Source organism: Parahaemophilus parainfluenzae (assembly GCF_001053575.1).
Taxonomy (GTDB): domain Bacteria; phylum Pseudomonadota; class Gammaproteobacteria; order Enterobacterales; family Pasteurellaceae; genus Haemophilus_D; species Haemophilus_D parainfluenzae_S.
The window spans coordinates 102,420-127,536 of record NZ_JVSL01000041.1 but is presented as its reverse complement, the minus strand read 5'-3'; the positions used below and the strand labels follow the sequence as shown (position 1 = coordinate 127,536).

Annotated in this window: 22 protein-coding genes and 1 riboswitch; of the genes, 19 read left to right on the top strand and 3 right to left on the bottom strand. The window is 39.6% G+C overall.

What is annotated here, in order from left to right:
* The first annotated feature begins 28 nt into the window (after positions 1 to 28).
* Entirely contained in the window at positions 29 to 2,893 is a 2,865-nt protein-coding gene (valS, locus tag AC979_RS10000; RefSeq protein WP_049374046.1) for a valine--tRNA ligase, read from the top strand.
* A gap of 86 nt (positions 2,894 to 2,979) precedes the next feature.
* Here valS and ydiJ read toward each other — a convergent pair whose 3' ends face one another.
* Entirely contained in the window at positions 2,980 to 6,057 is a 3,078-nt protein-coding gene (gene ydiJ, locus AC979_RS09995; protein ID WP_049374045.1) for a D-2-hydroxyglutarate dehydrogenase YdiJ, read from the bottom strand.
* A 400-nt stretch (positions 6,058 to 6,457) separates the two neighbouring features.
* Here ydiJ and ompA point away from each other — a divergent pair, with 400 nt between their 5' ends.
* The 9 genes from ompA (at position 6,458) to bioB (ending at position 14,456) form a co-directional block, all read left to right on the top strand.
* Positions 6,458 to 7,531, top strand: coding sequence for a porin OmpA (gene ompA, locus AC979_RS09990; protein ID WP_049374044.1), 1,074 nt, complete (start codon positions 6,458 to 6,460; stop codon positions 7,529 to 7,531).
* A gap of 102 nt (positions 7,532 to 7,633) precedes the next feature.
* On the top strand, positions 7,634 to 8,215 hold the full coding sequence (locus AC979_RS09985; protein ID WP_049370222.1) for a LemA family protein: 582 nt from the start codon (positions 7,634 to 7,636) through the stop codon (positions 8,213 to 8,215).
* Positions 8,216 to 8,224: 9 nt separating this feature from the next.
* Complete coding sequence (locus tag AC979_RS09980; protein ID WP_014065676.1) at positions 8,225 to 8,674, top strand: TPM domain-containing protein; 450 nt, start codon at positions 8,225 to 8,227, stop codon at positions 8,672 to 8,674.
* A complete protein-coding gene (locus AC979_RS09975; protein ID WP_049374043.1) occupies positions 8,667 to 9,461 on the top strand; it encodes a TPM domain-containing protein in 795 nt (264 codons plus the stop codon). Before AC979_RS09980 ends, AC979_RS09975 begins: the two co-directional genes overlap by 8 nt.
* Positions 9,462 to 9,536: 75 nt before the next feature.
* Positions 9,537 to 9,863: a Grx4 family monothiol glutaredoxin gene (gene grxD / locus AC979_RS09970; protein WP_005699458.1), complete on the top strand. Its 327-nt coding sequence runs from the start codon at positions 9,537 to 9,539 to the stop codon at positions 9,861 to 9,863.
* 144 nt (positions 9,864 to 10,007) lie between these two features.
* Positions 10,008 to 10,100, top strand: a riboswitch (TPP riboswitch).
* Positions 10,101 to 10,135: 35 nt separating this feature from the next.
* Positions 10,136 to 11,134: a thiamine ABC transporter substrate binding subunit gene (gene thiB, locus AC979_RS09965; protein WP_049374042.1), complete on the top strand. Its 999-nt coding sequence runs from the start codon at positions 10,136 to 10,138 to the stop codon at positions 11,132 to 11,134.
* Positions 11,135 to 11,139: 5 nt separating this feature from the next.
* Positions 11,140 to 12,744 (top strand): thiamine/thiamine pyrophosphate ABC transporter permease ThiP, encoded by a 1,605-nt coding sequence (gene thiP, locus AC979_RS09960; RefSeq protein ID WP_049366110.1) that lies wholly within the window; start codon positions 11,140 to 11,142, stop codon positions 12,742 to 12,744.
* Positions 12,737 to 13,366, top strand: a complete 630-nt coding sequence (gene thiQ, locus AC979_RS09955; protein ID WP_049366108.1) for a thiamine ABC transporter ATP-binding protein — start codon at positions 12,737 to 12,739, stop codon at positions 13,364 to 13,366. Before thiP ends, thiQ begins: the two co-directional genes overlap by 8 nt.
* Positions 13,367 to 13,439: 73 nt before the next feature.
* Positions 13,440 to 14,456: a biotin synthase BioB gene (gene bioB / locus AC979_RS09950; RefSeq protein ID WP_049366106.1), complete on the top strand. Its 1,017-nt coding sequence runs from the start codon at positions 13,440 to 13,442 to the stop codon at positions 14,454 to 14,456.
* Positions 14,457 to 14,500: 44 nt separating this feature from the next.
* Here bioB and suhB read toward each other — a convergent pair whose 3' ends face one another.
* Complete coding sequence (suhB, locus tag AC979_RS09945; RefSeq protein WP_005695663.1) at positions 14,501 to 15,301, bottom strand: inositol-1-monophosphatase; 801 nt, start codon at positions 15,299 to 15,301, stop codon at positions 14,501 to 14,503.
* Between the two features lie 199 nt (positions 15,302 to 15,500).
* Between suhB and AC979_RS09940 the strand changes: the two genes are divergently transcribed.
* The 9 genes from AC979_RS09940 to yfbR all read left to right on the top strand — a co-directional run bounded on the left by AC979_RS09940 (position 15,501) and on the right by yfbR (position 24,380).
* Positions 15,501 to 16,019 carry a hypothetical protein gene (locus AC979_RS09940; protein WP_049366104.1) on the top strand — a complete coding sequence of 173 codons (519 nt, stop codon included), beginning with the start codon at positions 15,501 to 15,503 and terminating at the stop codon, positions 16,017 to 16,019.
* Positions 16,016 to 16,732, top strand: coding sequence for a type II secretion system protein J (locus AC979_RS09935; RefSeq protein ID WP_080970278.1), 717 nt, complete (start codon positions 16,016 to 16,018; stop codon positions 16,730 to 16,732). The genes AC979_RS09940 and AC979_RS09935 overlap by 4 nt, the downstream gene beginning before the upstream one ends.
* A complete protein-coding gene (locus AC979_RS09930; RefSeq protein ID WP_049374041.1) occupies positions 16,729 to 17,415 on the top strand; it encodes a DUF2572 family protein in 687 nt (228 codons plus the stop codon). The genes AC979_RS09935 and AC979_RS09930 overlap by 4 nt, the downstream gene beginning before the upstream one ends.
* Before the next feature lie 13 nt (positions 17,416 to 17,428).
* Positions 17,429 to 17,695, top strand: a complete 267-nt coding sequence (locus tag AC979_RS09925; RefSeq protein ID WP_014065666.1) for a DUF5374 domain-containing protein — start codon at positions 17,429 to 17,431, stop codon at positions 17,693 to 17,695.
* A gap of 37 nt (positions 17,696 to 17,732) precedes the next feature.
* Positions 17,733 to 21,092: an exodeoxyribonuclease V subunit gamma gene (gene recC, locus AC979_RS09920; RefSeq protein ID WP_049374040.1), complete on the top strand. Its 3,360-nt coding sequence runs from the start codon at positions 17,733 to 17,735 to the stop codon at positions 21,090 to 21,092.
* A 77-nt stretch (positions 21,093 to 21,169) separates the two neighbouring features.
* Positions 21,170 to 21,619 carry a transcriptional regulator NrdR gene (nrdR, locus tag AC979_RS09915; protein ID WP_005695670.1) on the top strand — a complete coding sequence of 150 codons (450 nt, stop codon included), beginning with the start codon at positions 21,170 to 21,172 and terminating at the stop codon, positions 21,617 to 21,619.
* Position 21,620: 1 nt separating this feature from the next.
* Entirely contained in the window at positions 21,621 to 22,751 is a 1,131-nt protein-coding gene (gene ribD, locus AC979_RS09910; protein ID WP_049374039.1) for a bifunctional diaminohydroxyphosphoribosylaminopyrimidine deaminase/5-amino-6-(5-phosphoribosylamino)uracil reductase RibD, read from the top strand.
* Between the two features lie 3 nt (positions 22,752 to 22,754).
* A complete protein-coding gene (gene degS / locus AC979_RS09905) occupies positions 22,755 to 23,777 on the top strand; it encodes an outer membrane-stress sensor serine endopeptidase DegS (protein WP_049374038.1) in 1,023 nt (340 codons plus the stop codon).
* 6 nt (positions 23,778 to 23,783) lie between these two features.
* Complete coding sequence (gene yfbR, locus AC979_RS09900; RefSeq protein ID WP_049374037.1) at positions 23,784 to 24,380, top strand: 5'-deoxynucleotidase; 597 nt, start codon at positions 23,784 to 23,786, stop codon at positions 24,378 to 24,380.
* Positions 24,381 to 24,440: 60 nt separating this feature from the next.
* Here the strand turns inward: yfbR and AC979_RS09895 are convergent, their stop codons facing one another.
* Positions 24,441 to 25,109, bottom strand: coding sequence for a hypothetical protein (locus tag AC979_RS09895; RefSeq protein WP_049374036.1), 669 nt, complete (start codon positions 25,107 to 25,109; stop codon positions 24,441 to 24,443).
* Positions 25,110 to 25,117 lie beyond the last annotated feature (8 nt).

Genomic DNA, 25,117 nt, shown 5'->3' with positions numbered 1-25,117 from the left:
GATTATAAGTTAGTTAAAGAGAAAATAAATGACACAAAAATTCGAAATGGCAGACCGTTTTAATCCGTCTGCGGTAGAGCAAGCCCTTTATCAACATTGGGAAGAGAGCGGTTATTTTAAACCGTCTGAAAATGAAAACGCACCGAGCTATTGCATTGCAATTCCGCCGCCGAACGTAACAGGTTCTTTGCACATGGGGCACGCTTTCCAACAAACCTTAATGGATACCTTAATCCGTTTTAACCGTATGGAAGGGCATAATACCTTATGGCAAGCGGGCACAGACCACGCGGGTATTGCGACCCAAATGGTAGTGGAGCGTAAAATCGCCGCAGAAGAAGGCAAAACTCGCCACGATTATGGTCGTGAAGCGTTCATCAACAAAATCTGGGATTGGAAAGCTTATTCTGGTGGCACAATCAGCCAACAAATGCGCCGTTTAGGGAACTCTATCGACTGGGAACGTGAGCGTTTCACTATGGACGATGGTTTATCTAACGCGGTAAAAGAAGTATTTGTTCGCTTGCATGAAGAAGGCTTGATTTACCGTGGCAAACGCTTAGTAAACTGGGATCCGAAACTTCACACCGCGATTTCTGATTTAGAAGTAGAAAATAAAGAGAGCAAAGGTTCCCTTTGGCATTTCCGCTATCCGTTAGCTAACGGTGCGAAAACGGCAGATGGTAAAGATTATTTAGTGGTGGCAACCACGCGTCCAGAAACCATGTTGGGCGATACGGCTGTTGCAGTGCATCCTGAAGATGAACGTTATCAATCTTTAATCGGTAAAACTGTGGTTCTGCCACTGGCTAATCGTGAAATTCCAATTATTGCCGATGAATACGTCGATCGTGAATTCGGTACAGGTGTGGTAAAAATTACCCCTGCGCACGACTTCAACGACTACGAAGTGGGTAAACGTCACAGCTTACCGATGGTTAACGTGTTAACTTTAAATGCGGATATTCGTGATGAAGCGGAAATTATCGGTACTGATGGCAAACCACTTGCAGGCTATGAAGCAACAATTCCTGCGGATTACCGTGGTTTAGAGCGTTTCGCTGCACGTAAGAAAATCGTGGCAGATTTTGAAGCGCTGGGTTTATTAGACGAAATCAAACCACACGATCTCAAAGTGCCTTATGGCGACCGTGGTGGCGTGCCGATTGAGCCGATGTTAACCGACCAATGGTATGTGAGCGTGAAACCGCTTGCTGATGTAGCAATCAAAGCGGTGGAAGACGGCGAAATCCAATTCGTGCCAAAACAATATGAAAACCTTTACTTCTCTTGGATGCGTGATATTCAAGACTGGTGTATTTCTCGCCAACTTTGGTGGGGACATCGTATTCCAGCGTGGTATGACGCGGAAGGCAACGTTTATGTTGCGCGTAACGAAGAAGAAGTGCGGTCAAAATACAACTTAGATTCTGCGGTTGAACTTAAACAAGATGAAGACGTGCTAGACACGTGGTTCTCATCAGGTTTATGGACATTCTCTACTTTAGGTTGGCCAGAGCAAACTAAAGAACTCAAAATGTTCCACCCGACAGATGTGTTAATTACCGGCTTCGACATCATCTTCTTCTGGGTTGCGCGTATGATTATGTTTACGATGCACTTCGTGAAAGATGAAAACGGCAAACCACAAGTACCATTCAAAACGGTATACGTAACAGGCTTGATCCGTGATGAAAACGGACAAAAAATGTCGAAATCGAAAGGTAACGTGCTCGATCCAATCGACATGATCGACGGTATCAGCCTTGAAGATTTGCTTGAAAAACGTACCGGCAATATGATGCAGCCGCAATTAGCAGAGAAAATTGCTAAAGCAACGCGCAAAGAATTTGCTGAAGGTATTGCAGCTCACGGTACAGACGCATTACGTTTCACATTAGCTGCATTGGCTTCAAACGGTCGTGATATCAACTGGGATATGAAACGTTTAGAGGGTTATCGTAACTTCTGTAACAAATTATGGAATGCAAGCCGTTTCGTTCTTACGAATGAAAAATTAGATTTAAGCGAAGGCGAGATCGAATTTTCATTAGCGGATCGTTGGATTCAATCGGAATTCAACCGCACAGTGGAAACGTTCCGTAATTCATTAAGCCAATACCGTTTCGACCTTTGTGCCAATGCAATTTATGAATTTACCTGGAACCAATTCTGCGACTGGTATTTAGAATTGACTAAACCAGTATTTGCAAACGGCAATGCAGCACAAATCCGTGCAGCAAGCCAAACCTTGGTTCACGTGTTAGAAAAATTATTACGTTTAGCACACCCGCTCATTCCATTTATTACTGAAGAAATTTGGCAAAAAGTGAAAGGATTTGTGGGCATTACTGCAGACAGCATTATATTACAACCTTTCCCACAAGTGGAAGAAAACGGCTTTGATCCAGAAGCAGAAGCTGAAATTGAGTGGTTAAAAGAAGTGATCGTTGCGGTGCGTAATATTCGTGCAGAAAGCAACATCGCACCAAGCAAAGGCTTAGATCTGTTATTCCGTAATTTAAGCGCAGAAAACGCAAAAATTCTCGAAAAACAGACCGCTCTTTTAAAAGCCATGGCAAAATTAGACAACGTTCAAGTGTTAGCGGCAAACGAAACAGCACCACTTGCGGTAGCGAAACTCGTTGGCAATGCTGAATTGCTTGTGCCAATGGCTGGCTTTATCAATAAAGAAGCAGAGCTTGCCCGTTTAACTAAAGAGATTGAAAAATATCAAAACGAAGTTAAACGTATCGAGAACAAACTCAGCAATGAAGCTTTCGTGGCTAAAGCACCTGAAGCGGTGATTGCGAAAGAACGCGAAAAACAAGCGGAATACCAATCTGGATTAGAAAAAATCCAAGAGCAGTATAAAGCGATTGAAGCGTTGTAGTTTTAAAACGAAGTAAGAAAGCGGTCAAATTTAAAATTTGGCCGCTTTTTATTTTCTACAATATTCTTATAAGTATAAAATTCACTCTAGTTATTCAACACTTCAAGCAATGCTTGAACAGGGTGTTTCAAGATAGCTTTTTCATATCGCTTCACTTGGCTACGGCAGGAGTAGCCGGTCGCAAGGCAATAATTCGGATCTTTACCTTGTAATTTTTTGCCCCATGATACGTCGTAAATATCCTTTGACATGGTTTGATTTTGAACTTCATGGCCAAATACCCCCGCCATGCCACAGCAGCCGACTTTTTCAACATTCAAGGTTTGTCCAAATTGCGCGAAAATATTCTGCCATTCTTTTGGGCTGTTTGGCATAAAGGTGGATTCAGTACAATGAGGGAATAAATGCCACTCAAAAGTGCGGTCAGATTTCGCGATATTTTTCACCGCACTTTGTAATGACTTACTTTCTAATTGATTGGTCAGCCATTCGTGCGCTGTGAGTACATGGAAGTCACCGCGAGAATCACCTAAGGCTTCTTTATATTCATCACGATAAGAAAGCACAATCGCTGGATCTACGCCGACTAAAGGCACATTTAATTTAGCAACGCGATTTAAAAACTCCGCTTGTGTTTTCGCGGTTTTACTAAAGCGAGTTAAAAAACCTTTAATATGCATGGCTTTGCCATTCGGTTTAAAAGGCAGAATGATTGGCTCGAACCCTAATTTTTGTGTGAGGGCGACAAAATCGCGGACCACTTTAGCATCGTAATAAGAGGTATAGGGATCTTGTACGATAAAGAGCATATTGGCTTTTTCTGTGGCACTAAGACTTTCCAACTCTTCTAATTTTTTGCCTTGGTAGCCGATTTCGACTAATTGTTGTTGAAGGTTAGGCTCAGAAAGGAGAGGTAAATCAGTCATACCAAGTGTTTTTTCAACCAAGCTCTGTGTAATTTTGAGCTTGGTAAAATAATTGAATAATGCCGGTTGTTTTGCCATATAAGGTGCTGCCACTTCTAAATTCGACACAATATGATCTTTGGCTGGACGCAAATAACGGCTGTGGTAAAAATGGAAAAATTTTGCACGGAAACTTGGTACATCAATTTTAATCGGGCATTGGCTTGCACAGGCTTTACAAGCCAGACAAGTATCCATTGCTGCCTTCACTTCATTTGAGAAGTCATATTCGCCGCGCCATTTCTGTACGCTATTGCGGAAACGTTCCACAAGTGCGGTCAGTTTCACTTGTGTTTTATGAAAATCTAATTGCTCAGGTGATACGTTTTCATTCGCCATCAATCGCAACCACTCACGCACCATAGCGGCTCGTCCTTTTGGTGAGAATACGCGATTTTTACTCACTTTCATGGAAGGGCACATAATGCTGTGCTCATCAAAGTTAAAGCAAAGTCCGTTGCCGTTACAATTTATCGCGCCTTTGAATTCATCTCGCATTTGAATCGGGATTTGACGATCATTGTCCGCACGCATCGGCGAGAGAATCGAATAGAGTTCCGCATCGCTATGAAGTGGCGTACAGATTTTGCCTGGGTTGAGACGATTATTTGGATCAAATAAGAATTTCACATAACGCAATTCCTGCCAAAGTTCAGGTGTAAAGAATTTCTCCCCATAATGAGAGCGTACGCCTTTGCCGTGTTCCCCCCATAACAAACCGCCGTATTTCACCGTGAGTTCTGCCACTTCATCTGAAATTTGTTTAAAGAGTTTGACTTGTTCTTTATCGCATAGGTCTAAAGCGGGGCGAACGTGCAATACGCCAGCGTCAACATGGCCAAACATCCCGTATTGCAGATTATGGCTATCTAATAAAGCTCTAAATTCTGCAATGTAATCCGCAAGATGTTCTGGTGGCACACAGGTATCTTCCACAAAAGGAATCGGTTTGGCTGCACCTTTCGCATTCCCCAATAGCCCCACCGCTTTTTTACGCATGGCGTAAATACGTTCAATAGAAGGCAGGTCAGAACAAAGTTGATAACCGATAATATGATCTTTGCCTTGTGCAATTTTTTCATCTAATTGCTGACAAAGTGCGGTCACTTGGCTGTCGATTTTGGCTTGATTGTTGCCCGCATATTCCACAATGTTTAAACCCAGAATTGGATTTTGTTCTTCTTCTGTTAAAAGCTCTTTCACTGAATGCCAAATGATATCTTGCTTAGCAAGGTTCAGCACTTTGGAATCGACGGTTTCAACGGAAAGGGCATTGGCTTTCACCATAAAAGGTGCGTTGCGAAGTGCTGCATCAAATGAGCTGTACTTCACATTAATTAAGGTGCGATATTTAGGAATCGGCAATAAATTGAGTTTGGCTTCGCAGATAAACGCAAGTGAACCTTCTGAGCCCGTTAAAATTCGGGTGAGGTTAAATTCACTTTCATCTTTATTAAAGACATTCTTAAGATCGTAACCGGTGAGAAAGCGATTGAGTTGTGGTAAATCTTGAATGATTGAGGCTCGCTTCTCTTTACAACGTTGGAAAATCGTTTGATGTAACGCTTTACCATTTTCTGCAAGCGGGTAGTTTCCTAAAACATCGTTAGATTTGACCGCACTTGTATCTAATATTTCACCATTCATTAAAACAGAACGTAATGCTAAAACGTGATCAGAGGTTTTCCCATATTGTAATGAACCTTGACCGGAAGCATCGGTATTAATCATGCCGCCTAAAGTTGCACGATTACTGGTGGAGAGTTCTGGCGCAAAGAATAAACCGTGAGGTTTTAAAAATTGGTTGAGTTGGTCTTTTACTACGCCCGCCTGAACGCGAACCCAGCGTTCTTCTATATTAAGCTCTAAAATGCTCGTCATGTGGCGAGAGAGATCCACAATAATATTGTTGTTAATAGATTGCCCATTGGTGCCCGTGCCACCACCGCGAGGTGTAAAGGTTAGATGAAGGTATTTCTCTTTATTGGCTAATTTGGTGATACGTACTACATCGGCAACAGATTTAGGGAATAAAATAGCCTGAGGAAGTTGTTGATAGACGCTGTTATCTGTCGCAAGACTTAAACGGTCAGCATAATTTGAGGCAATATCACCTTCAAAATGCTGCTTTTGGAGTTCGCTAAGATAATCACTTACCACGTTATTAAGTTGTGGCACATTAGAAAGACGGGGCAACATAAAATCACTCACCTATATAATAGAGAAGAAAGTGAATTTGATGATATATGAAGCTCAAAAAAAAGTCGATTTGAACAAAAGATATTTTTTGTTAGAATAGAAATCGGGTTAAAAAGTAACCCGATTTTTGTGAACAAATGTTCATTTTAGGGGTTGTTTGTCTATAAAATAACCAAAAAGGGCAAAAAAAGTTTGATCTTTGATGTTTTTATAGGATAATAACCATACTTTTGAACGTTCCTTTGGCTATGGCAAAGGAATTGAATTTGTCAAAAGGATAAGTTAGGGCAAATTCAAAACCCTAGTTAAGCAACGTTTAGAGTGTTTCTTTTTTATAAAGTTCACAATAAACAAGGAAACTTTTCTTATTAATAACGATGACTAAATAGAGGACATCAAAATGAAAAAAACTGCAATCGCATTAGTCGTTGCTGGTTTAGCAGCAGCTTCAGTAGCTCAAGCAGCTCCACAAGAAAATACTTTCTATGCAGGTGCTAAAGTTGGTCAAGCATCTTTCCATGATGGTATCAAAGACAACTTAGGTTCTTATCACCGTAACTCTGTTACTTACGGTGTGTTTGGTGGTTACCAAATCTTAAACCGTGATAACTTAGGTTTAGCGGTAGAATTAGGCTATGATGACTTTGGTCGTGTTAAAGGTCGTGATTTAGGTAAAACTGACTTCAAACACACTAACCACGGTGCTCACTTAAGCTTCAAAGGGAGCTACAATCTTGGTGGTTTAACTTCTGCTTTAGAAGGCTTAGATGTTTATGGTCGTGCAGGCGTAGCATTAGTTCGTTCAGACTACAAATTCTATGATGTAACAAACGGTGGTGCTCGTATCCACGATGCTGGTCGTCATAGTTTACGTACTTCTGGTATGTTCGCAGCAGGTGTTGAATATGCATTACCATCATTACCAGAGTTAGCATTACGTTTAGAATATCAATGGTTAACTCGCGTGGGTAAATTCCGTACTCAAGATGCACCTAACAGCTCTATAGACTACAACCCATGGATCGGTTCTATCAACGCTGGTTTATCTTACCGTTTCGGTCAAGGTGCTGCTCCAGTTGTTGCACCTGAAGTTGTAAGCAAAACTTTCAACTTAAGCTCTGATGTAACTTTCGCTTTCGGTAAAGCTAACTTAAAACCACAAGCTAAAGCAACTTTAGACGGTATCTATGGTGAAATCGCTCAAATCAACAACGCTAACGTAGCAGTTGCTGGTTATACAGACCGTATCGGTAAAGATGCACCAAACGTGAAATTATCACAACGTCGTGCAGACTCTGTAGCTAACTACTTAGTAGCTAAAGGTGTTCCAGCTCAAAGCATCTCTGCAGTTGGTCACGGTAAAGCTAACCCAGTTACAGGTTCTACTTGTGATGCGGTTAAAGGTCGTAAAGCACTTATCGCTTGTTTAGCACCAGACCGTCGTGTTGAAATCGCAGTTAACGGTACTAAATAATTTTATTTAGTTATCCATTAACGGATTAGCATTAGAAGACCTAAACTTCGGTTTAGGTCTTTTCTTATATAAATTAAACTTACAAATTGAAGGAATTTTTGAATGAAAAAGTGGATTATCTTGATTATTATCGCAGTTGTTGCAGGTTTAGGCTTAATGTCTAGCTACAATGGCTTAGTAAAAGCAGAAACTGAAATTGATTCTGTTTGGGCGAATGTTGAATCATCTTATCAACGTCGTGCAGATTTAATTCCAAACTTAGTGAATACTGTAAAAGGTCAAGCAAACTTTGAACAACAAACATTAACCAATGTCATCGAAGCTCGCGCAAAAGCGACACAAACTAAAATTGATCCGTCTAATTTAACGGAAGAACAATTAAACGAATTCCAACAAAACCAAAATCAAGTGGGCTCTGCATTATCTCGCTTACTTGTTACGGTAGAACAATACCCACAATTAAAAGCGAACGAAGGCTTTATGAACTTACAAGCTCAACTTGAAGGTACTGAAAACCGTATCAATGTCGCTCGTAATAAATTTAATGAAGCTGCACGTATCTATAATGAAAAAGTACGTCAATTCCCAACTAAATTAGCAGCAATGATTTTTGGTTTTAAAGCTAAACCTTACTTTAAATCAGCTGCAGGCGCTGAAAATGCACCAACTGTAAACTTTAACTAAGGTTTATCTATGCCATTCTTTTCCAGAATTCCGGTAGATAAAAAGCAAATCGAGGCGGCGATTAGTCGCCTCGAAAGCTTAAGTTCGGCTGAGTTACGTGTTTATATTGAACGTAAAGTACCAAAGGCTTCAGCACAACTGTCTGCAATGGAACGAGCTTTAGAAGTCTTTGACGAGCTGGAAATGCATAAAACAGCGGCACAAAATGCCGTGTTGATTTATGTGGGATATAAAAATCATCTCTGTGCAATCGTAGGTGATAAAGGCATTCATCAATTTGTTGATGTGGCTTATTGGCAGTTACAATGCGATTTAATGATTGAGCAGTTTAAACAAAAAGCTTATACACAAGGCATTGTCGATGCGATTGATCGTATTAGTGATATTTTATCTCGCCATTTCCCTATTCAGCCTGATGATGTGAATGAATTATCTAATGAGGTAATTATTAATGGCTAAGCTTTTATCTTTTATGAAAAGTGCGGTTATTTTTAGCCTTGTTTTTTTTGCTCAAATGGTTGTTGCGGCAGAATTTCCGCCTGTACCAAATCCTTTCCATTATATAAACGATTACACCAACACACTTTCATCAGAACATAAGCAAATTTTAGAAAATAAACTGATTGCTTATAGTAAAGAAACGAGTTCACAAATCGCTGTCGTTTTGGTTCCTACAACCGGTGAATATGAAATTGCTGATTATACCTTTGCTTTAGGTGATAAATGGGGCATTGGGCGTAAAAATCTGAACAATGGCGTGTTGATGTTGATTGCGAAAAATGATCGCAAAGTTTTTATCGCAACAGGACAAGGTTTAGAAGGTGTATTGCCGGATGCTTTTTTATCGCAAGTCATCCGTTCGGCAATTTTGCCACAATTTAAACAAGGCCAATATGCCCAAGGTATTAATGATGGCTTAAACCAAATTATTGCGGCAAGTAAAGGCGAGTTTGATGCGGCACAAGTTGAAGAAGATGTGTTCGATAAGTACATCCCATTCTTAATGGTATTGGCATTTATTGCTATTGTATTATTTGGTGAATTCCAATATCACAAAGATGAAGTCTATATTAGCCCGAATCAACGTGACCAACTGAATAAAATCATTCGTCAAAGTACGATTTCTCGTCGCCGTGGTGGCGGTTTCGGAGGCGGATTTGGTGGAGGCTTCGGTGGCGGTGGTTCTTCCGGTGGTGGCTTTGGTGGCGGTGGCTTTGGCGGCGGCGGAGCTGGTGGAAGTTGGTAAGACCAAGTCTTTCACTCAGGTTCTATCTTATGCTAGAATAGTGCCCTATTCATATTTATTTGAACAAGGAACATTATGGAAACGTTAGACAAAATCAAAAAACAAATCGCTGAAAACCCGATTTTAATTTACATGAAAGGTTCACCAAAATTACCTTCTTGTGGTTTCTCTGCACGTGCATCTGAAGCATTAATGAATTGCAAAGTGCCTTTCGGCTATGTTGATATTCTTCAACACCCAGATATTCGTGCTGAATTGCCGGCTTATGCAAACTGGCCAACTTTCCCGCAATTATGGGTGGAAGGTGAGTTAATTGGTGGTTGTGATATTATTTTAGAAATGTATCAAGCTGGCGAACTTCAAACTTTATTAAGCGAAGTAGCGGCTAAACATCAAGCTTAATTGACGATAGATTACTGAGATAAACCTGCTTTTTAGCAGGTTTTCTTTTGTTCAAAAAATGATAAATCAGATATAAAAGTGTGATCGGATTAACATTTTTAAGTTAAATAACTTGTTGATAAAATTCCCTTACGTTAGACTACATCGCGTTAGTCGGGGTGCCTCTATTAATGGCTGAGAAATACCCGTGAACCTGAAACAGATAATGCTGGCGTAGGAAACTAATCATCTCATTATGCTGTTTCGTTATGCAAAAATAAGGAGAACGCATAATGAACAAAACACTTCCCATTTTAACCGCACTTTTTACCGCTTCCGCTTTCGCACAAGCTGCACCTCAAACATTAGATGTTTATACTTATGATTCATTTAGTGCTGATTGGAGTGCTGGACCAAAAGTAAAAGCAGCTTTTGAACAACAATTCCCGCAATGTAAGCTGAATTATGTGGCTTTTGACAATAATGGCACCTTGTTTAACCGTGTTCGTCTAGAAGGTAAAAAAATTAAGGCGGATGTAGTACTCGGTTTAGATAGTTATCAAATTGAGGCTGCACAAAAACTCAATATTTTTGAGCCAAATAAAGTGGATTTAAGCCAGTTACGTTTACCCATTAAATGGGAAAATCACACGTTCTTACCATTTGATTATGCGCAATATGCGTTTATTTATGACAAAAATAAGCTGGCTAATCCACCAAAGAGCTTAAAAGAATTAGTTGAGCGTCAAGATCTTAAAGTGTTATATCAAGATCCGCGTACAAGTAGTATTGGACGTGGTTTATTACTTTGGATGAATATAGTTTATCCAGAAGCAGATGTCGCAAATGCCTGGAAGACCCTTTCTAAACATACGGTCACGGTCACCAAAGGTTGGACTGAGTCTTATGGGGCCTTCTTAAAAGGCGAAGGTGATCTGGTTTTAAGCGTCAATACGTCACCGATTTACCATATTCTTTCTGAACAAAAAGACAATTATGTGGCAACGGAATTTGCAGAGGGTAGCGTATTACAAGTTGAAGTCGCGGCAAAAGTCGCTAACCGCAATAATGCCTGTGCTGATGAATTTTTAGGATTCTTACTTTCACCGCAAGCTCAAGCGGATATTGCTAAAAATAATGTGATGTTACCCGTGGTAGAGACCAATATCGAAAGTCATATTGATGCGCTTAATTCTCGTGCAAAATCAATGCGTATTTTAGATACCACAACGGTAACAAGTGAGCAGCTTAAAGGCTGGATCAATCAATGGCAAAAAGCCTTATCTAAATAGTATTAATGAGCTTATTGCAACATCCGCATTTTCGTCCTCGCCATTATTTGGGCGGAAGTGCGGTTATTTTTTTCATCGTTTTACTTTATGGATTTTCCCTTTCTGCGGTTTTTTCAGTAGGAAGTGATTATGCCTTATCTGATTTTTTAAAAGACGATTATCTGCATCAAGTTATCGCCTTTAGTTTCGGTCAAGCATTATTATCTGCCTTGCTTTCTAGCATAATTGGTATGTTATTTGCGCGTGCTTTTTTCTATTTAGATTTCAAAGGCAAATCGCTCATTTTACGCATTTTTTCCCTCACCTTTGTTTTGCCAGCATTACTGGCTATTTTCGGTTTGATTGGGATTTATGGCACGGCCGGTTGGCTAACACAACTGCTGCAAACCTTAGGTATTTCGTGGAAACCCTCCATTTATGGTTTAAGTGGTATTCTCATTGCCCATTTATTTTTTAATATTCCCTTAGCGGCACGGATGAGTTTGCAGGCTTTGCAAAGTGTTCCGACTGAGCAGCATCAACTCGCGGCACAATTGAATATCAAAGGTTTCACATTTTTCCGCTTAATTGAATGGCCTTATTTGAAAAGTCAAATCGTGTCAGCCTTTGTATTGATTTTTATGCTGTGTTTCACCAGTTTTACCATTGTATTGGCACTGGGTGGCGGGCCACAAAATAGCACGCTAGAAGTTGCGATTTACCAAGCCATTTTCTTTGAATTTGATTTACCCAAAGCCGCACTTTTTGCGCTTGTACAATTTGCGTTTTGTTTTGCGTTATTTTCGCTTTCACAATATTGGGCAAAAGCACCTGAAACGCAGATTTCACAACGTTATCGCTGGGTTTTACCTGTTTCAAGTGCGGTCAAATTTGGACATGTTTTTGTCTTATTCTCGGTGTGCTTATTTATTTTAAGTCCCTTATTCAATATTGTTTTTCAAGGTTTATCTGCGACCCAATTATTTGGCTATTGGCAAAACCCACAATTATGGAAAGCGCTCGCTTATTCATTAACCATGGCACCGACAGCCGGGATTTTATCGGTATTATTTGGATTCTTCTTATTGTTACTCTCCCGTCAGCTACAATGGCTATATCATCCCAAATTAGCTCACTTAATTTTAACGGGGGGCATGATGATTTTAGCCATTCCGACGATTGTCTTAGCAGTTGGCTTATTCCTTTGGTTGCAAGATATTGATTTTTCAGCAGGGCATTTGTTTGTTGTGGTATCTGTTTGTAACGCCTTGGCTGCCTTGCCATTTGTTATCAAAATTCTCAATACACCAATGAATCAATCGATGCAATATTATGAAAAACTCTGTTTATCGCTGAATATTACAGGCTGGCAGCGTTTTCGTTTAATTGAATATCCGCTACTAAAAGCACCGTTGAAATATGCCTTGGCGCTTGCGACAACTTTATCACTCGGCGATTTTACAGCGATAGCCTTATTTGGTAGCCCTGATTTTACTTCTTTGCCTCATTTGCTTTATCAACAAATCGGGCAATATCGAAGCCAAGAAGCGGCAGTGACGGCATTGATTTTATTGGGCTTATGTTTAGGTTTATTTATGTTCATTGAAGGGCAGAAGGAACAACATGATTAAATTAAATAATGTAGTCTTCAATTATCAATCCATGCCAATGGTATTTGATTTACATATTCAAGCCCAGGAAAAAATCGCCATCATTGGTGAAAGTGGTGCAGGAAAAAGTACCTTGCTGAATTTAATTGCCGGCTTTGAATATGCTGATAGTGGCGAGATTTGGCTCAGTGGTGAAAACCATACTAAAACGGCACCTTTTGAACGCCCTGTTTCCATGCTATTTCAGGAAAATAATCTCTTTACTCATCTTTCCGTAGAAGATAATGTCGCCTTAGGTTTAAAACCGAATTTAGCCTTAAATGCAGAAGAAAAAGCACTTGTAGAACAAGCTGCTAGAGCAGTTAATTTACAGGATTTTTTAACGAGAAAACCGACCGCACTTTCAGGTGGACAAAAACAGCGAGTGGCATTAGCGCGCTGTTTGCTACGAGATAAACCCATTTTATTATTGGATGAGCCTTTTTCCGCACTTGATCCTAAATTACGCATTGAAATGCAGGATTTAATGGATCAATTATGTGAAGAGAAAAAACTCACCATGTTACTGGTGACACATCAACCCAAAGAAATTGAACGGCATATTGATCGAGTGATTGAAATTCATCAAGGAAAAGTGATCTGATCTCTTTTTATCATATTGCAGAGTAATATGCTCAACTTAATAAAAGCTATATAGCTTAAACGAGGAAAATATAATGACCACAACAAATGTAGTACAGCTTTCATCTATTACGCCCCATCCCTCAGTAGAGTATTGGTCTGTTTGTAAAGTAGAAGCGTTATTTGAAACACCTTTTTTAGAATTAGTCTATCGTGCGGCTCAAGTGCATCGAGAGCATTTTAACCCAGGTGCGATACAGTTATCGACGTTGATGTCGATTAAAACGGGTGGATGCCCTGAAGACTGTGGTTATTGCCCACAATCTGCCCGTTATCAAACAGGCGTACAAAATCAGCAGATCTTGGATATTGATGAAATTGTCGAAAAAGCCAAAATTGCTAAAGCACGTGGTGCAGGACGTTTTTGTATGGGCGCGGCATGGCGTGGTCCTAAGCCTAAAGATATGGAAAAAGTCACGGCGATTATTCGTGCGGTAAAAGATATTGGCTTAGAAACTTGCGGTACTTTTGGCTTACTACAAGATGGTATGGCGGAAGAGTTAAAAGATGCAGGATTGGATTATTACAATCACAATCTAGATACTGCTCCAGAGAATTATCACAATGTCATTGGTACACGCCGTTTTGATGATCGTTTAAGTACATTAGGAAAAGTGCGTCATGCCGGTTTAAAAGTTTGCTGTGGTGGTATTGTGGGTATGAATGAAACCCGTAAAGAGCGAGCAGGCCTTATTGCAAGTTTGGCAAATCTTGATCCTCAGCCTGAGTCAGTGCCGATTAACCAATTAGTGAAAGTAGAAGGCACACCAATGGCAGAGGCGGCTGATTTAGATTGGACAGAGTTTGTTCGCACCATTGCGGTTGCGCGTATTACCATGCCGAAAAGTTATGTTCGCCTTTCTGCAGGTCGTCAAGGCATGAGTGAAGAAATGCAAGCGATGTGCTTTATGGCTGGAGCAAATTCCATTTTCTATGGTGATAAGTTATTAGTGACAGGCAACCCAGAAGAAGATGGCGATCAACTTCTTATGGCAAAATTGGATCTAGAGCCAGAAACAGAAGAAAACAGAAAACCACTCGACAGAAATTAGTCATAAAAAAGTGCGGTGAAATCTACCGCACTTTTTGTTAAGGCTTACTTAACTTGTTCGGTTAAGCAAGGTTGAATTTTATTTAGCATTTCTTTTAAAATACGTGCTGGTGCAGCCACGATATTGCCTGAGCGTAAATAGCCGTGACCCGCATTGAAATCACATACTAAACCGCCCGCTTCACGCACGATTAAATCACCCGCTGCGCAATCCCAAGGTTTTAAGCCCATTTCGAAATAACCGTCAACGCGACCAGAAGCCACATAGCAAAGGTCTAATGCGGCAGAACCTGTACGACGGAAATCTGCTGCTTCATCAATTAAGTTATTCATGATGGCAAATTGAGTTGGCATCAAGCTTGGTTGTTTGAATGGGAAACCGGTGGCTAAAATCGCCCCGTTAAGTTCATTTTGACTATCTACACGTAAACGCACTTCATTTAATTTTGCGCCTTCACCACGCACGGCCGTGAATAATTCATTACGAATAGGATCGTAAACCACACCCACTTCGGTACGGTTTTTTACACGGATAGCAATAGAAACGGAGAAATGTGGCAAACCTTTTACGAAGTTGGTTGTGCCATCTAGTGGATCAATTACCCATTGAATATCACTGTCTTTGCCTTCTAATGCACCACGTTCTTCACTGATAATTGTGTGATCAGGATAAGATTTTTGAATGATTTCAATGATCTCAGCTTCAGCGGCTTTATCGACGCTGGTCACATAATCATTAATACCTTTTTTACTTGTTTGGATGTCATCACGGCGCTCATAGTTTTTAGCAATTACGTTGCCCGCTCTTCGTGCCGCACGAATAGCGATATTTAACATTGGATTCATATTTCCACCAGATTTTAAAGAACAGATAAATAGGTCGCCTATTATAAGGGAGTTTTAGTAAATAGCCAGTTGAAAATGTTTAATTCACGGTTTTTCCCGTTTTTTAAAGGAAATTTGCGATCAGTATCGCAAAAATAAAGTAGCAAATTTGGCTTTCTTCTAAAGGACTTTTAAAGTGCGGTCAAAAAGAAGGCATTTTATGTATAAAGGGATAACTTTATTAGAAACCTTGATTGTATTATTTATTTTAAGCTTAACGTTGGCGTTTACATTGCCTAAATGGCAGAAAAACGATCCCAAATATTTTCTCGAAAAAGAGCAACAACGGCTTTATTTTTTCTTACGCAATATTCAAGCGAGGGCAGAAAATTCATCAGCGATTTGGTTTATTTTGGCTAATCAAGATAGAGCGAATCAACGTTGGTGTATTACTGCTCAAGTAAAAAACGATCATTTTTGTGATTGTTTTCATCCCCAGAATTGTCCTAAAAACCTTTATGCGCATTTTTACTATCCTTATTTTGAAGGAAAAACGATGCTGATAGGCCCTAAATTATATCCGTCAGAAGTGGCGGTGAAATTTAATGGGGCCAGAAATACCATGGAAACAAATTGTTTTATGTTACAGGCGGAAGAACATCGTACATTGTTTTCTTTTTTCAACGTGGGCAGTATCAAATTAAAGCCTGATCAAGCGGCGAGTGCATGTACAAGATGAAACCATTAAAAGGCGAAACATTGGTGAGTTTGTTGATTTCACTTGGCTTATCCGCTTTATTATTGCTATTGGTTGCACAATTTTATGCCCAAACTCAACAGCAAAATCAGCGTTTAATGTTACAACTCAAACTACAAACGGAATTACAACGTACAATTCAACTCATCGGGAAAGATCTGCGTCGCGTAGGTTTTCGAGCCGCAAACCAAAAACTCATCGAGGATAATCTGGCTTTATTTGAATTGGATGAAAACGGCACTGCAATAACCATTGCTCAAGCTGATAATGCTCCATCAAATAGCTGTGTTTTATTTTTTTATGATTTGAATAGTAATGGCTGTATTGGTGAAAAATACACAAAAAACACTTGCGTAAATGGCGTTAAAAATGTGGCAAAAAATATCGAAAAAGAGCTATTTGGTTACAAACTTAACGACAAAATGATCGAAACTAAACAAACCTATAAAAATTCGGTAAATGCAGATTGTCGCTCAGAAGAGTGTCAGAGAGCCTTAGCACAATCTACTTGTAACGCTGGTGGTGGATGGACTGATTTATTGGATGAAAAAGAGTTTGAGATTTCTCAATTACGTTTTGATTGGTTAAAGGCAGGGAAAGGGATTGAAATCAAACTCGCGGGAAATCTTGCAACACATAAGCATATTCAATATGAAACTTCGCTTGTGGTGCCTTTATTAAATCAAGAAGAATGATCATGAAAAAAGGGATGGTGACACTGACGGCACTGATTTTACTTTCAGGCTTATTGGCGCTGATCTTATTATTTGATGAACAGATCTTTGCATTTTTTCGAGCTCAAATGAGTCAGCGAAAATATTATGTAGAACAAGGCCTGGCGTTACAGAAAATCAGTCAGCAGCAACAAAAACATATTTGCCAAAACTTGCCTTTAAATGGTGCTGAAAAAGTGAAACAAGTCTTTTTCGAGTCTAATGGGGCAGAGGATAAAGTGGCCTATTCTGTTTGGTGTAAACGAGCAGAGTTATTTAAGAAATCGCCGACAAAAGGCATGAATGAAAATATGCTGCGAGATTTTATTTCCAGCGAAAAACAAGCTGATTTTCAACCGCACTTTGTGAAAGTAGATACTACTTTAACTGCTCAAAAAACACTACAAGTGTATTGGATAACGCAAAACCAATTAGAGGTTAAAGGGAATGTGAGTGGCATTTTGTTAGCAGAAGGGGATTTAACTTTAACCGGCAAAGGGCGAATAAGTGGTGCAGTGATTACAGGTGGTTCGCTTAAGTTAGAGGAGGGCGTGACGGTGGCTTACGGTAAAGCCGTGGTGACCAAACTCGTACAAGAATATAGCCAATGGCGTTTGGTGGATAAAAGTTGGAGTGATTTAAGTGCGCAAGATCAAAGTGAATAAAGGCATGTCGTTAATGTCACTTTTATTAGCATTATCGATTTTCAGCGGGTTATTTTTGATCTTTAACCGATGGACGAGTGAGCAACGGAAAAGTGCGGTCAGAATTTTTCAAGAATTTCAGGCAATTCAAATTGCTGAGAATCAGGCTCAACGTCAGTTTTTAGGCTTGTCTTGTGAAAATAGCGTACAACAAAATGGCATTCAATTTGCAATTCAATGCAGTCATCATCAAGTGAATATACGCTATCCTCAAGGTGAATTTTTATTGAAAACCGAGTAAAATAACGCATTGTTTTTGCTTTCAAAAGGGCGTTACTTTGTTCGTTACTTATTATTCAAACCAACCGGAAATTCAAAAGGATATTTTAGTTTCGCTGTTGGAAAATTTACCTCAACATGATCCGTTTCAATCTGACATTGTGTTAGTGCAAAGCCCTGGTATGGCACAATGGTTACAAATGGAAATTGCTAAAAAACGCGGCGTTGCAGCGAATTTCCAATTCCCCATGCCTTCCAGTTTTATTTGGAAACTTTACGCTGATAATTTGCCGAATGTTTCCACGCAAAACCCTTTTGAAAAAGATTCAACGTTATGGCGATTAATGCGATTAATCCCTACTTTTTTACAGCAAAAAGAATTTGAACCATTAAAAAAATATTTAGCGTCCTCACCGGCATCAGAACAGCAAAAACTTTATCAATTAAGCCTAAAAGTTGCCGATTTATTTGACCAATACCTCGTCTATCGTCCCGAATGGATTGCCGCATGGGAAGAAAATAACGATGAAAAAATCTTGGCTCAAATTAATCAGCAAAAGCAGGGCCTTTCGGCGTTAAATCCTACCTTTCTTTCTCAAATTAAAGGCAATATTCATTGGCAAGGGATTTTATGGCGAGCATTGGTGGATGATGTCCAACGTGATTTCGGTGGAAAAGCAAAGCATCGTGCTGCACTCAATCAACAATTTTTAGAGCTATGTCGTGATCCAAATGCGACACTCAACTTGCCGGAACGTATTTTTATTTTTGGTATTCCAGCATTGCCAACGGTTTATCTCAATATTTTCCAAGGTATTTCAGCTAAAACAGATGTACATTTATTCTTCAATAATCCATGTCAAGAATATTGGGGGGACTTGCGAGAACTGAGTAAATCCTATTTATTAGAAAGACAGCGTTTCGTGCAAGAAAGCAATGATGTGAAGCCTTTAATTTCAGCCGAGCAAGTGTCATGGGAACCTGCTGATCTTGATTACACCAATCAACAAGAAGAATTGTTCAGCGGGAATCCGCTTTTAGCCTCTTGGGGAAAAATGGGGCGGGATTTTCTCTATCAATTAGTGCGTGATGAAGAAAATATTCAAGCCATTTCCTGTGATTACTATGCAGAACTTTCCGAAAAAACATTGTTAGGGCAGATCCAAAATCAAATTTTGACGTTGAGTCATGGTACATTAAATGTTGCGAAAAATGACCGCTCTTTGGTGATGAAATCTTGTCATAGCGCGATGCGCGAAGTTGAAGTGCTACATGATTATTTGTTGGATTTATTCAATCAGAATCAGCATAAACCAAAAGAAGAACAGATTACACCAAAAGATGTGGTGGTCATGGTTGCCGATGTTAACCAATACACACCTTATATTCAGGCTGTCTTTGGTGCGAATAGTGCGGATGCACCCGTTATTCCGTTCTCAATTTCTGACAGTAAATTGTCTGAAAGTGATGTGATCGTGTCGAGCTATCTTTCCCTGTTAAATTTAAAAGAAAGCCAGTTTGGTGCGGAAGAAGTACTTGCTTTATTGGATATTCCGGCTATCCGTGAGCGTTTTAATATTGCGCTTGCCGATCTCGAGCAAATCCGTGAATGGGTGAAAGAGTCGGGCATTCGCTTTGGTTTGGAAAAATTGCAGAATACACTGAATTTTAACGCGTGGCAGGCAGGGCTTGAACGTATGACCTTAGGCTATGCGATGCGTGAAGAACAAGGTGTTTGGCAAGACAGTCTTGGACTTGATAGTAGCTATGGATTGAAAGGGCAGTTAGTCGGTGCGGTAAATCAATTTTTTACGGCCTTAAATAAATGGCATCAAGATTTGCAAAAGGCACACAATATTGAAAAATGGCGTGAAAAATTGACCGCACTTTTGACGGATTTCTTTGTGCAAAATGAAGAAACGGTGGATACTTTATTTTATATTCAAGATTGTATCAATGCCTTTGCCGATGATTTGCAGGCCGTCAATTTTGAAGAAACCTTGCAAGCGGATGTGATTGCGGAAGTGATGTCTGCGCGTTTAGAAGAAACACCAAATAGCCTTCGTTTCTTAGCGGGAAAAGTGAATTTCTGTACGCTTTTACCAATGCGTTCTATTCCTTTTAAAGTGGTGTGTTTGCTCGGAATGAATGAAGCGGATTACCCACGCAGTCATACCCCAAATAGTTTTGACTTAATGCAATATCATCATCAAAAAGGCGATCGTGTTCGTCGAGATGATGACCGTTACTTATTCCTTGAGGCTTTGCTCGCCGCAAGATCCCATTTTTATGTGAGTTATGTGGGCTGTTCGATTATTGATAATCAACCCAAAGAGCCTTCAGTATTGGTGAGCCAGTTGCTTGATTATATTAATCATTATTCAGACGATGGCTTAAGAATTGAACAGCATCCAATGACGGCGTTTAGTCCAAACAATTTCCAAAATGAAGGAAAAATTAACCGCTCTTTTGCGAAAAAATGGCTGCCGATTGCCCAATTCCAAGAAAGAAAATGTCATGAGTTTGTTGTGCCGATGGGGGAAAATCAAGCGCCAATAACGGAAATTGAGCTCGATCGGTTTGTGAGTTTTGTTGAAAATCCAGTGAAATTCTTTTTTGAAAAGCAGCTTGGTGTGTATTTCCGAGATGACGATGATCGCATTGAAGAAAGTGAAAACTTCACGTTAAATGGTTTGGAGCATCATCGCATTAGTAATGAATTATTGCATTTAGAGGAAGCGCAATTTAACGATTATTTCGCCAAACAGCGAGTGAAAGGCATCATGCCACGTGGCGAGTTTGCGGAAGTCTGTGCGCAATCCATTCGTGCTGATGTATTGGCTTTTAAAGAGAAAATTAAGGACTATTCTTCACCACATAGTGAGAGTGTCGATTTTGTGGTGGAAACGGCACAAGGCAATATTCGCTTGTTTGGCTATATGGAGCCATTATTTGGTGATGAAAATCAGATAATCGAATGGCGATTTGCAAAATATAAAGATCGTTATCGTATTCGCCCATGGCTTTATTATCTCATTCAACTGGTGACAAAAGAGAATGCACTGCCACCACGTATTATCGCTAAGGATAAGGATTTAACATTAAAAACAATAGAAAAATCGACCGCACTTGAGAAACTGAAAATGTATGTCGAGGCTTATTTACAAAGCCAGCAACAAATTCAGCTTATTCCAACGGAAAATATAGCGAAGTTTATTGAAAAAGATGAAAGTGCGGTCAATTTTGACAATGTTTTAACGAATATCGAATCTCTTGCGAAAGACGATAACTATAGTTATAGAAAAGCCGAGCCTTATTGGGCGAGGGTATTGGGTCAAACAGAACAATTTAAATCGCAGGATGGTCTTTTGCAGTTGGTGAAAGAAACCACATCCTGGTTTGGAGAAATGTTGTCTTAAAGCGGATCTTCAGATCGAAAAGATCCTGGATTTTTGATAAGATACTGACTTAAGAATCATTTTGAAAAGGAGCTAAAATGCGTTGTCCGTTTTGTTCAACTGAAGAAACTAAGGTGATTGACAGCCGTTTGGTTTCTGATGGGTATCAAGTGCGTCGTCGTCGGGAATGCGGGAATTGTCATGAACGCTTTACCACCTTTGAAACGGCCGAATTAGTGGTGCCAAAAATTATTAAAAATGATGGGTCACGCGAGCCGTTTAATGAAGATAAATTGCGTAGCGGTATTCAACATGCGTTAGAAAAACGCCCTGTAAGTTCGGATGATGTGGAAAAAGCCATTAGCCATATTATTATCCAATTACGTGCTACGGGGGAGCGCGAAGTGCCAAGTCATCTCGTGGGTAAATTAGCCATGAATGAGCTGAAAGAATTAGATAAAGTGGCGTATATCCGTTTTGCATCCGTTTACCTGAGCTTTGATAATATCAATGAATTCACCAAAGAAATTGAAAGCTTAAAGGATTAATATGAGTGACACCTTTTCCCCTGATGACGTGAAATTTATGCAACTGGCTCTTGAGCTTGCGGCAAAAGGGCAGTACACCACTACGCCGAATCCATCCGTAGGATGTGTGTTAGTTAAGAACGGTGAAATTGTCGGGAAAGGGTTTCATTTTAAAGCCGGTCAGCCTCATGCTGAACGTGTAGCGTTGGCAGATGCCGGTGAGAAGGCGAAAGGCGCAACTGCTTATGTGACACTTGAGCCTTGTTCTCATTATGGACGCACACCGCCTTGTGCATTAGGGTTAATTGAAGCGGGTGTCAGTCGAGTTGTCGCAGCTATGGCGGATCCTAATCCGCAAGTAGCAGGCAAGGGCCTGAAAATGCTAGCCGATGCAGGCATTCCAAGTGCGGTCAATTTATTGAATGAACAAGCAGAAGCCTTAAATAAAGGTTTTCTCAAACGTATGCGAACCGGCAAGCCTTATGTGCAGGTGAAATTAGCCATGAGTTTAGATGGACGAACAGCCATGGCGAGCGGTGAAAGCAAATGGATTACAGGTGATGCAGCTCGTGCGGATGTACAAAAAATGCGAGCCAAAGCGACCGCACTTTTATCAACAAGTGCTACGGTGTTAGCCGATGATCCAAGCTTGAACGTGCGTTGGAATCAATTTCCCGATGATTTAAAAGCAGAATATGCTGAAGATACTGTTCGTCAGCCCATTCGCATAATCTTAGATTCTAAAAATCGAGTTCAACCAAGCCATCAATTATTCCATACCCATTCGCCAGTTTGGCTTGTGGGTTCAATTCCACGAGATATGTCGGTATTCCCTGATTTCTGTGAGCAAATTTTACTGCCAGAAAACTATGATTTTGATCTATTGATGACAGAATTAGGCAAGCGACAAGTGAATTCCATTTGGGTTGAAGCTGGCGCCAATTTAGCGGGAAGCTTGATTGAACAACATGCTGTAGATGAATTAATTATTTATGTCGCCCCGAAACTCTTGGGAGATAAAGCTCGAGGATTATGTCAACTCCCGCATTTGGAAAAACTTGCTGATGCCCCATTGTGGCAACTGCAAGAATGTGAAAGAATTGGGGATGATTTAAAGCTCAGTTATTTACCTAACTTATTAATAAAAGAATAAAAAATGTTTAAAAAACTTTTCTACTCCGCCCTTTGGGGGCTTGCCGCGGCAGGTGTTATTTTATTTGCCGTTCCTAAGCTTAATAACAGCAGCCTTTTCTCTGCTGATGATATCGTTTCGTTCAATAGTGCTGTGAGAATTGCTTCTCCTGCTGTGGTGAATGTGTACAACCGATCTTTTTCTTCTGCCAGCATTAATGATAGCGATCAATTACAGGTAAATAACTTAGGTTCTGGCGTGATCATGACCAAAGACGGTTATATTCTTACCAATAAACACGTTATTCAAAATGCCGATCAAATTGTGGTAGCGTTGCAAAATGGCAATATTTATGAAGCCAATTTAATTGGCTCAGACAATTTGACAGATCTTGCGGTATTAAAAATTAAAGCAACCAATCTTTCCACGATTCCACAAAATAAAGAACGCCAAGTACGAGTTGGGGATATTGCTCTGGCTATTGGTAATCCGTATAACCTTGGTCAAAGTGTTTCCCAAGGGATTATCAGTGCGGTAGGACGTAGTGCCGTAGGCGATTCTTTAGGTCGTCAAAACTTTATTCAAACCGATGCATCAATTAACCGTGGTAACTCTGGTGGCGCATTGATTAACTCAGCGGGCGAATTAGTGGGGATCAGCACGTTAAGTATTGGTAAAACAGCCAATGAAATTGCTGAAGGGTTAAATTTTGCGATTCCAATTAGTATTGCTAATGACGTGTTATATAAAATTATCCGAGATGGCCGCGTGATTCGTGGTTACTTTGGGGTACAAAGTGAAATCACCGCTAACTCAAACGGTGGTATCGTGATTACCGGCGTGACAGCGAATAGTCCTGCCGCTAAAGCAGGCATCCAAGTCGGTGATGTGATTTTACGTTTAAATAAACAAGATAACTTATCTATTCGTGAAATGATGCAAATTATTAGTGATACTAAACCGAATACAGAAGTCATTGTTACTGTTTCTCGCTTAGGTAAAGTGATTGATCTCCCAGTGGTTATTGAAGAGTTGCCGTCTAACTAAGGATATATCGTGGAAGTTAAAACCAGTCACTTTTTTGCCTGTTTAGATCGTCTTCGCTTAATTCAACGTTGGTCATTGATGCGTAATATTGAAAAGGAAAACTTGGCAGAGCATAGTCTGCAAGTTGCCTTTGTGGCACAAGCCTTAGCCATTATTAAAAATCAATTTTTTGGTGGGGAAGTTAATCCTGAGCGTATCGCAGTGATGGCGATGTATCATGATACCTCTGAAATTTTTACTGGAGATTTGCCAACCCCAATTAAGTATTTCAATTCTGAAATCACTCATGCTTACAAAGACATTGAAGCGGCTGCAGAATTGCATTTAATTAGTTTGCTCCCGACTGAATTGCAAGAGAGTTTCGCGCCATACTTAGATAGTGAGCAATTTAGCCCAGAAGAAAAGCATTTAGTAAAACAAGCGGATTTGATTTGTGCCTATATTAAAGCCCAATTTGAATTAGAGCATGGTAACCATGAATTTAAAACAGCAAAAAAACGCTTAGAAAATTTAATGGAACAATGGCACAGTCAAGAAATGGATTATTTTTTGCAGGTCTTTTTGCCAAGTTTTGGACGATCGATTGATGAGATTGCGTTGTAATTTTAGGTGTTAAGCAAAGAAATATATAGCATAGTATATTTCACAAAGAGCCAAACGATATTACCAAGTGATTTTTGAAAATTCATTTTTTAATGATTGATGAAAACTTGAGATCTTTTTATCATTCACCTTCGTCTGTCCAATAAAAATTTCAATATCACTCTTAATGCTATCCATTATAGAATTATATTCCTCTATCAATTCTTGATAATTAGTTAACATTAAATTTTTATATAATATTGTGATTTTTTTAGTTAATTCGCCTTTACTTTCATGTCCAGTAAAAGGATCTAATATCTTTGGTACAAATGCTATATTCCAAGGAGCACAAAATGCATATGGATTTTTTGTATGACCAAATATATGGGACACTTGGTAATTCACTAAATTTGTTTTTTTCCCACTATTTTTATAATATTCAGTCAAGTCTTGTAATAATTTAGTTGGGTAGTGGTTGTTACTTGGATCAACTTTAACATCACATAAAAATATATTTTGATAAAGATTCTGATATAAAGCATTTCCTGAACCATTACGAGCATATGATCTAACATAAGCTTGTTGCCCTTTAGTCTTTATCTTTTGTACTAAATCTCTCCATTCTTTAGCTGCTTTTTCTTTTGGGATCAAGATAATTGAATCTTGAGCAAATTTTAAGAAAGAGTTTTCATCAATCTGAAAATACTCAAAAAATTCTAAATATCCATCTTTTATTTTATTTTTAAGCATTAAAAATT

What these genes read in the sequence shown, in the direction of transcription:
- ompA (WP_049374044.1), top strand. Translation starts at nt 6,458, where the DNA reads ATGAAAAAAACTGCAATCGCATTAGTCGTTGCTGGTTTAGCAGCAGCT.
- nrdR (WP_005695670.1), top strand. Translation starts at nt 21,170, where the DNA reads ATGCGTTGTCCGTTTTGTTCAACTGAAGAAACTAAGGTGATTGACAGC.
- AC979_RS09925 (WP_014065666.1), top strand. Translation starts at nt 17,429, where the DNA reads ATGTCACTTTTATTAGCATTATCGATTTTCAGCGGGTTATTTTTGATC.
- grxD (WP_005699458.1), top strand. Translation starts at nt 9,537, where the DNA reads ATGGAAACGTTAGACAAAATCAAAAAACAAATCGCTGAAAACCCGATT.
- thiP (WP_049366110.1), top strand. Translation starts at nt 11,140, where the DNA reads ATGAGCTTATTGCAACATCCGCATTTTCGTCCTCGCCATTATTTGGGC.
- AC979_RS09935 (WP_080970278.1), top strand. Translation starts at nt 16,016, where the DNA reads ATGAAACCATTAAAAGGCGAAACATTGGTGAGTTTGTTGATTTCACTT.
- AC979_RS09975 (WP_049374043.1), top strand. Translation starts at nt 8,667, where the DNA reads ATGGCTAAGCTTTTATCTTTTATGAAAAGTGCGGTTATTTTTAGCCTT.
- ribD (WP_049374039.1), top strand. Translation starts at nt 21,621, where the DNA reads ATGAGTGACACCTTTTCCCCTGATGACGTGAAATTTATGCAACTGGCT.
- valS (WP_049374046.1), top strand. Translation starts at nt 29, where the DNA reads ATGACACAAAAATTCGAAATGGCAGACCGTTTTAATCCGTCTGCGGTA.
- thiB (WP_049374042.1), top strand. Translation starts at nt 10,136, where the DNA reads ATGAACAAAACACTTCCCATTTTAACCGCACTTTTTACCGCTTCCGCT.
- AC979_RS09985 (WP_049370222.1), top strand. Translation starts at nt 7,634, where the DNA reads ATGAAAAAGTGGATTATCTTGATTATTATCGCAGTTGTTGCAGGTTTA.
- ydiJ (WP_049374045.1), bottom strand. Translation starts at nt 6,057, where the DNA reads ATGTTGCCCCGTCTTTCTAATGTGCCACAACTTAATAACGTGGTAAGT.
- thiQ (WP_049366108.1), top strand. Translation starts at nt 12,737, where the DNA reads ATGATTAAATTAAATAATGTAGTCTTCAATTATCAATCCATGCCAATG.
- suhB (WP_005695663.1), bottom strand. Translation starts at nt 15,301, where the DNA reads ATGAATCCAATGTTAAATATCGCTATTCGTGCGGCACGAAGAGCGGGC.
- degS (WP_049374038.1), top strand. Translation starts at nt 22,755, where the DNA reads ATGTTTAAAAAACTTTTCTACTCCGCCCTTTGGGGGCTTGCCGCGGCA.
- AC979_RS09930 (WP_049374041.1), top strand. Translation starts at nt 16,729, where the DNA reads ATGATCATGAAAAAAGGGATGGTGACACTGACGGCACTGATTTTACTT.
- AC979_RS09940 (WP_049366104.1), top strand. Translation starts at nt 15,501, where the DNA reads ATGTATAAAGGGATAACTTTATTAGAAACCTTGATTGTATTATTTATT.
- AC979_RS09895 (WP_049374036.1), bottom strand. Translation starts at nt 25,109, where the DNA reads ATGCTTAAAAATAAAATAAAAGATGGATATTTAGAATTTTTTGAGTAT.
- AC979_RS09980 (WP_014065676.1), top strand. Translation starts at nt 8,225, where the DNA reads ATGCCATTCTTTTCCAGAATTCCGGTAGATAAAAAGCAAATCGAGGCG.
- bioB (WP_049366106.1), top strand. Translation starts at nt 13,440, where the DNA reads ATGACCACAACAAATGTAGTACAGCTTTCATCTATTACGCCCCATCCC.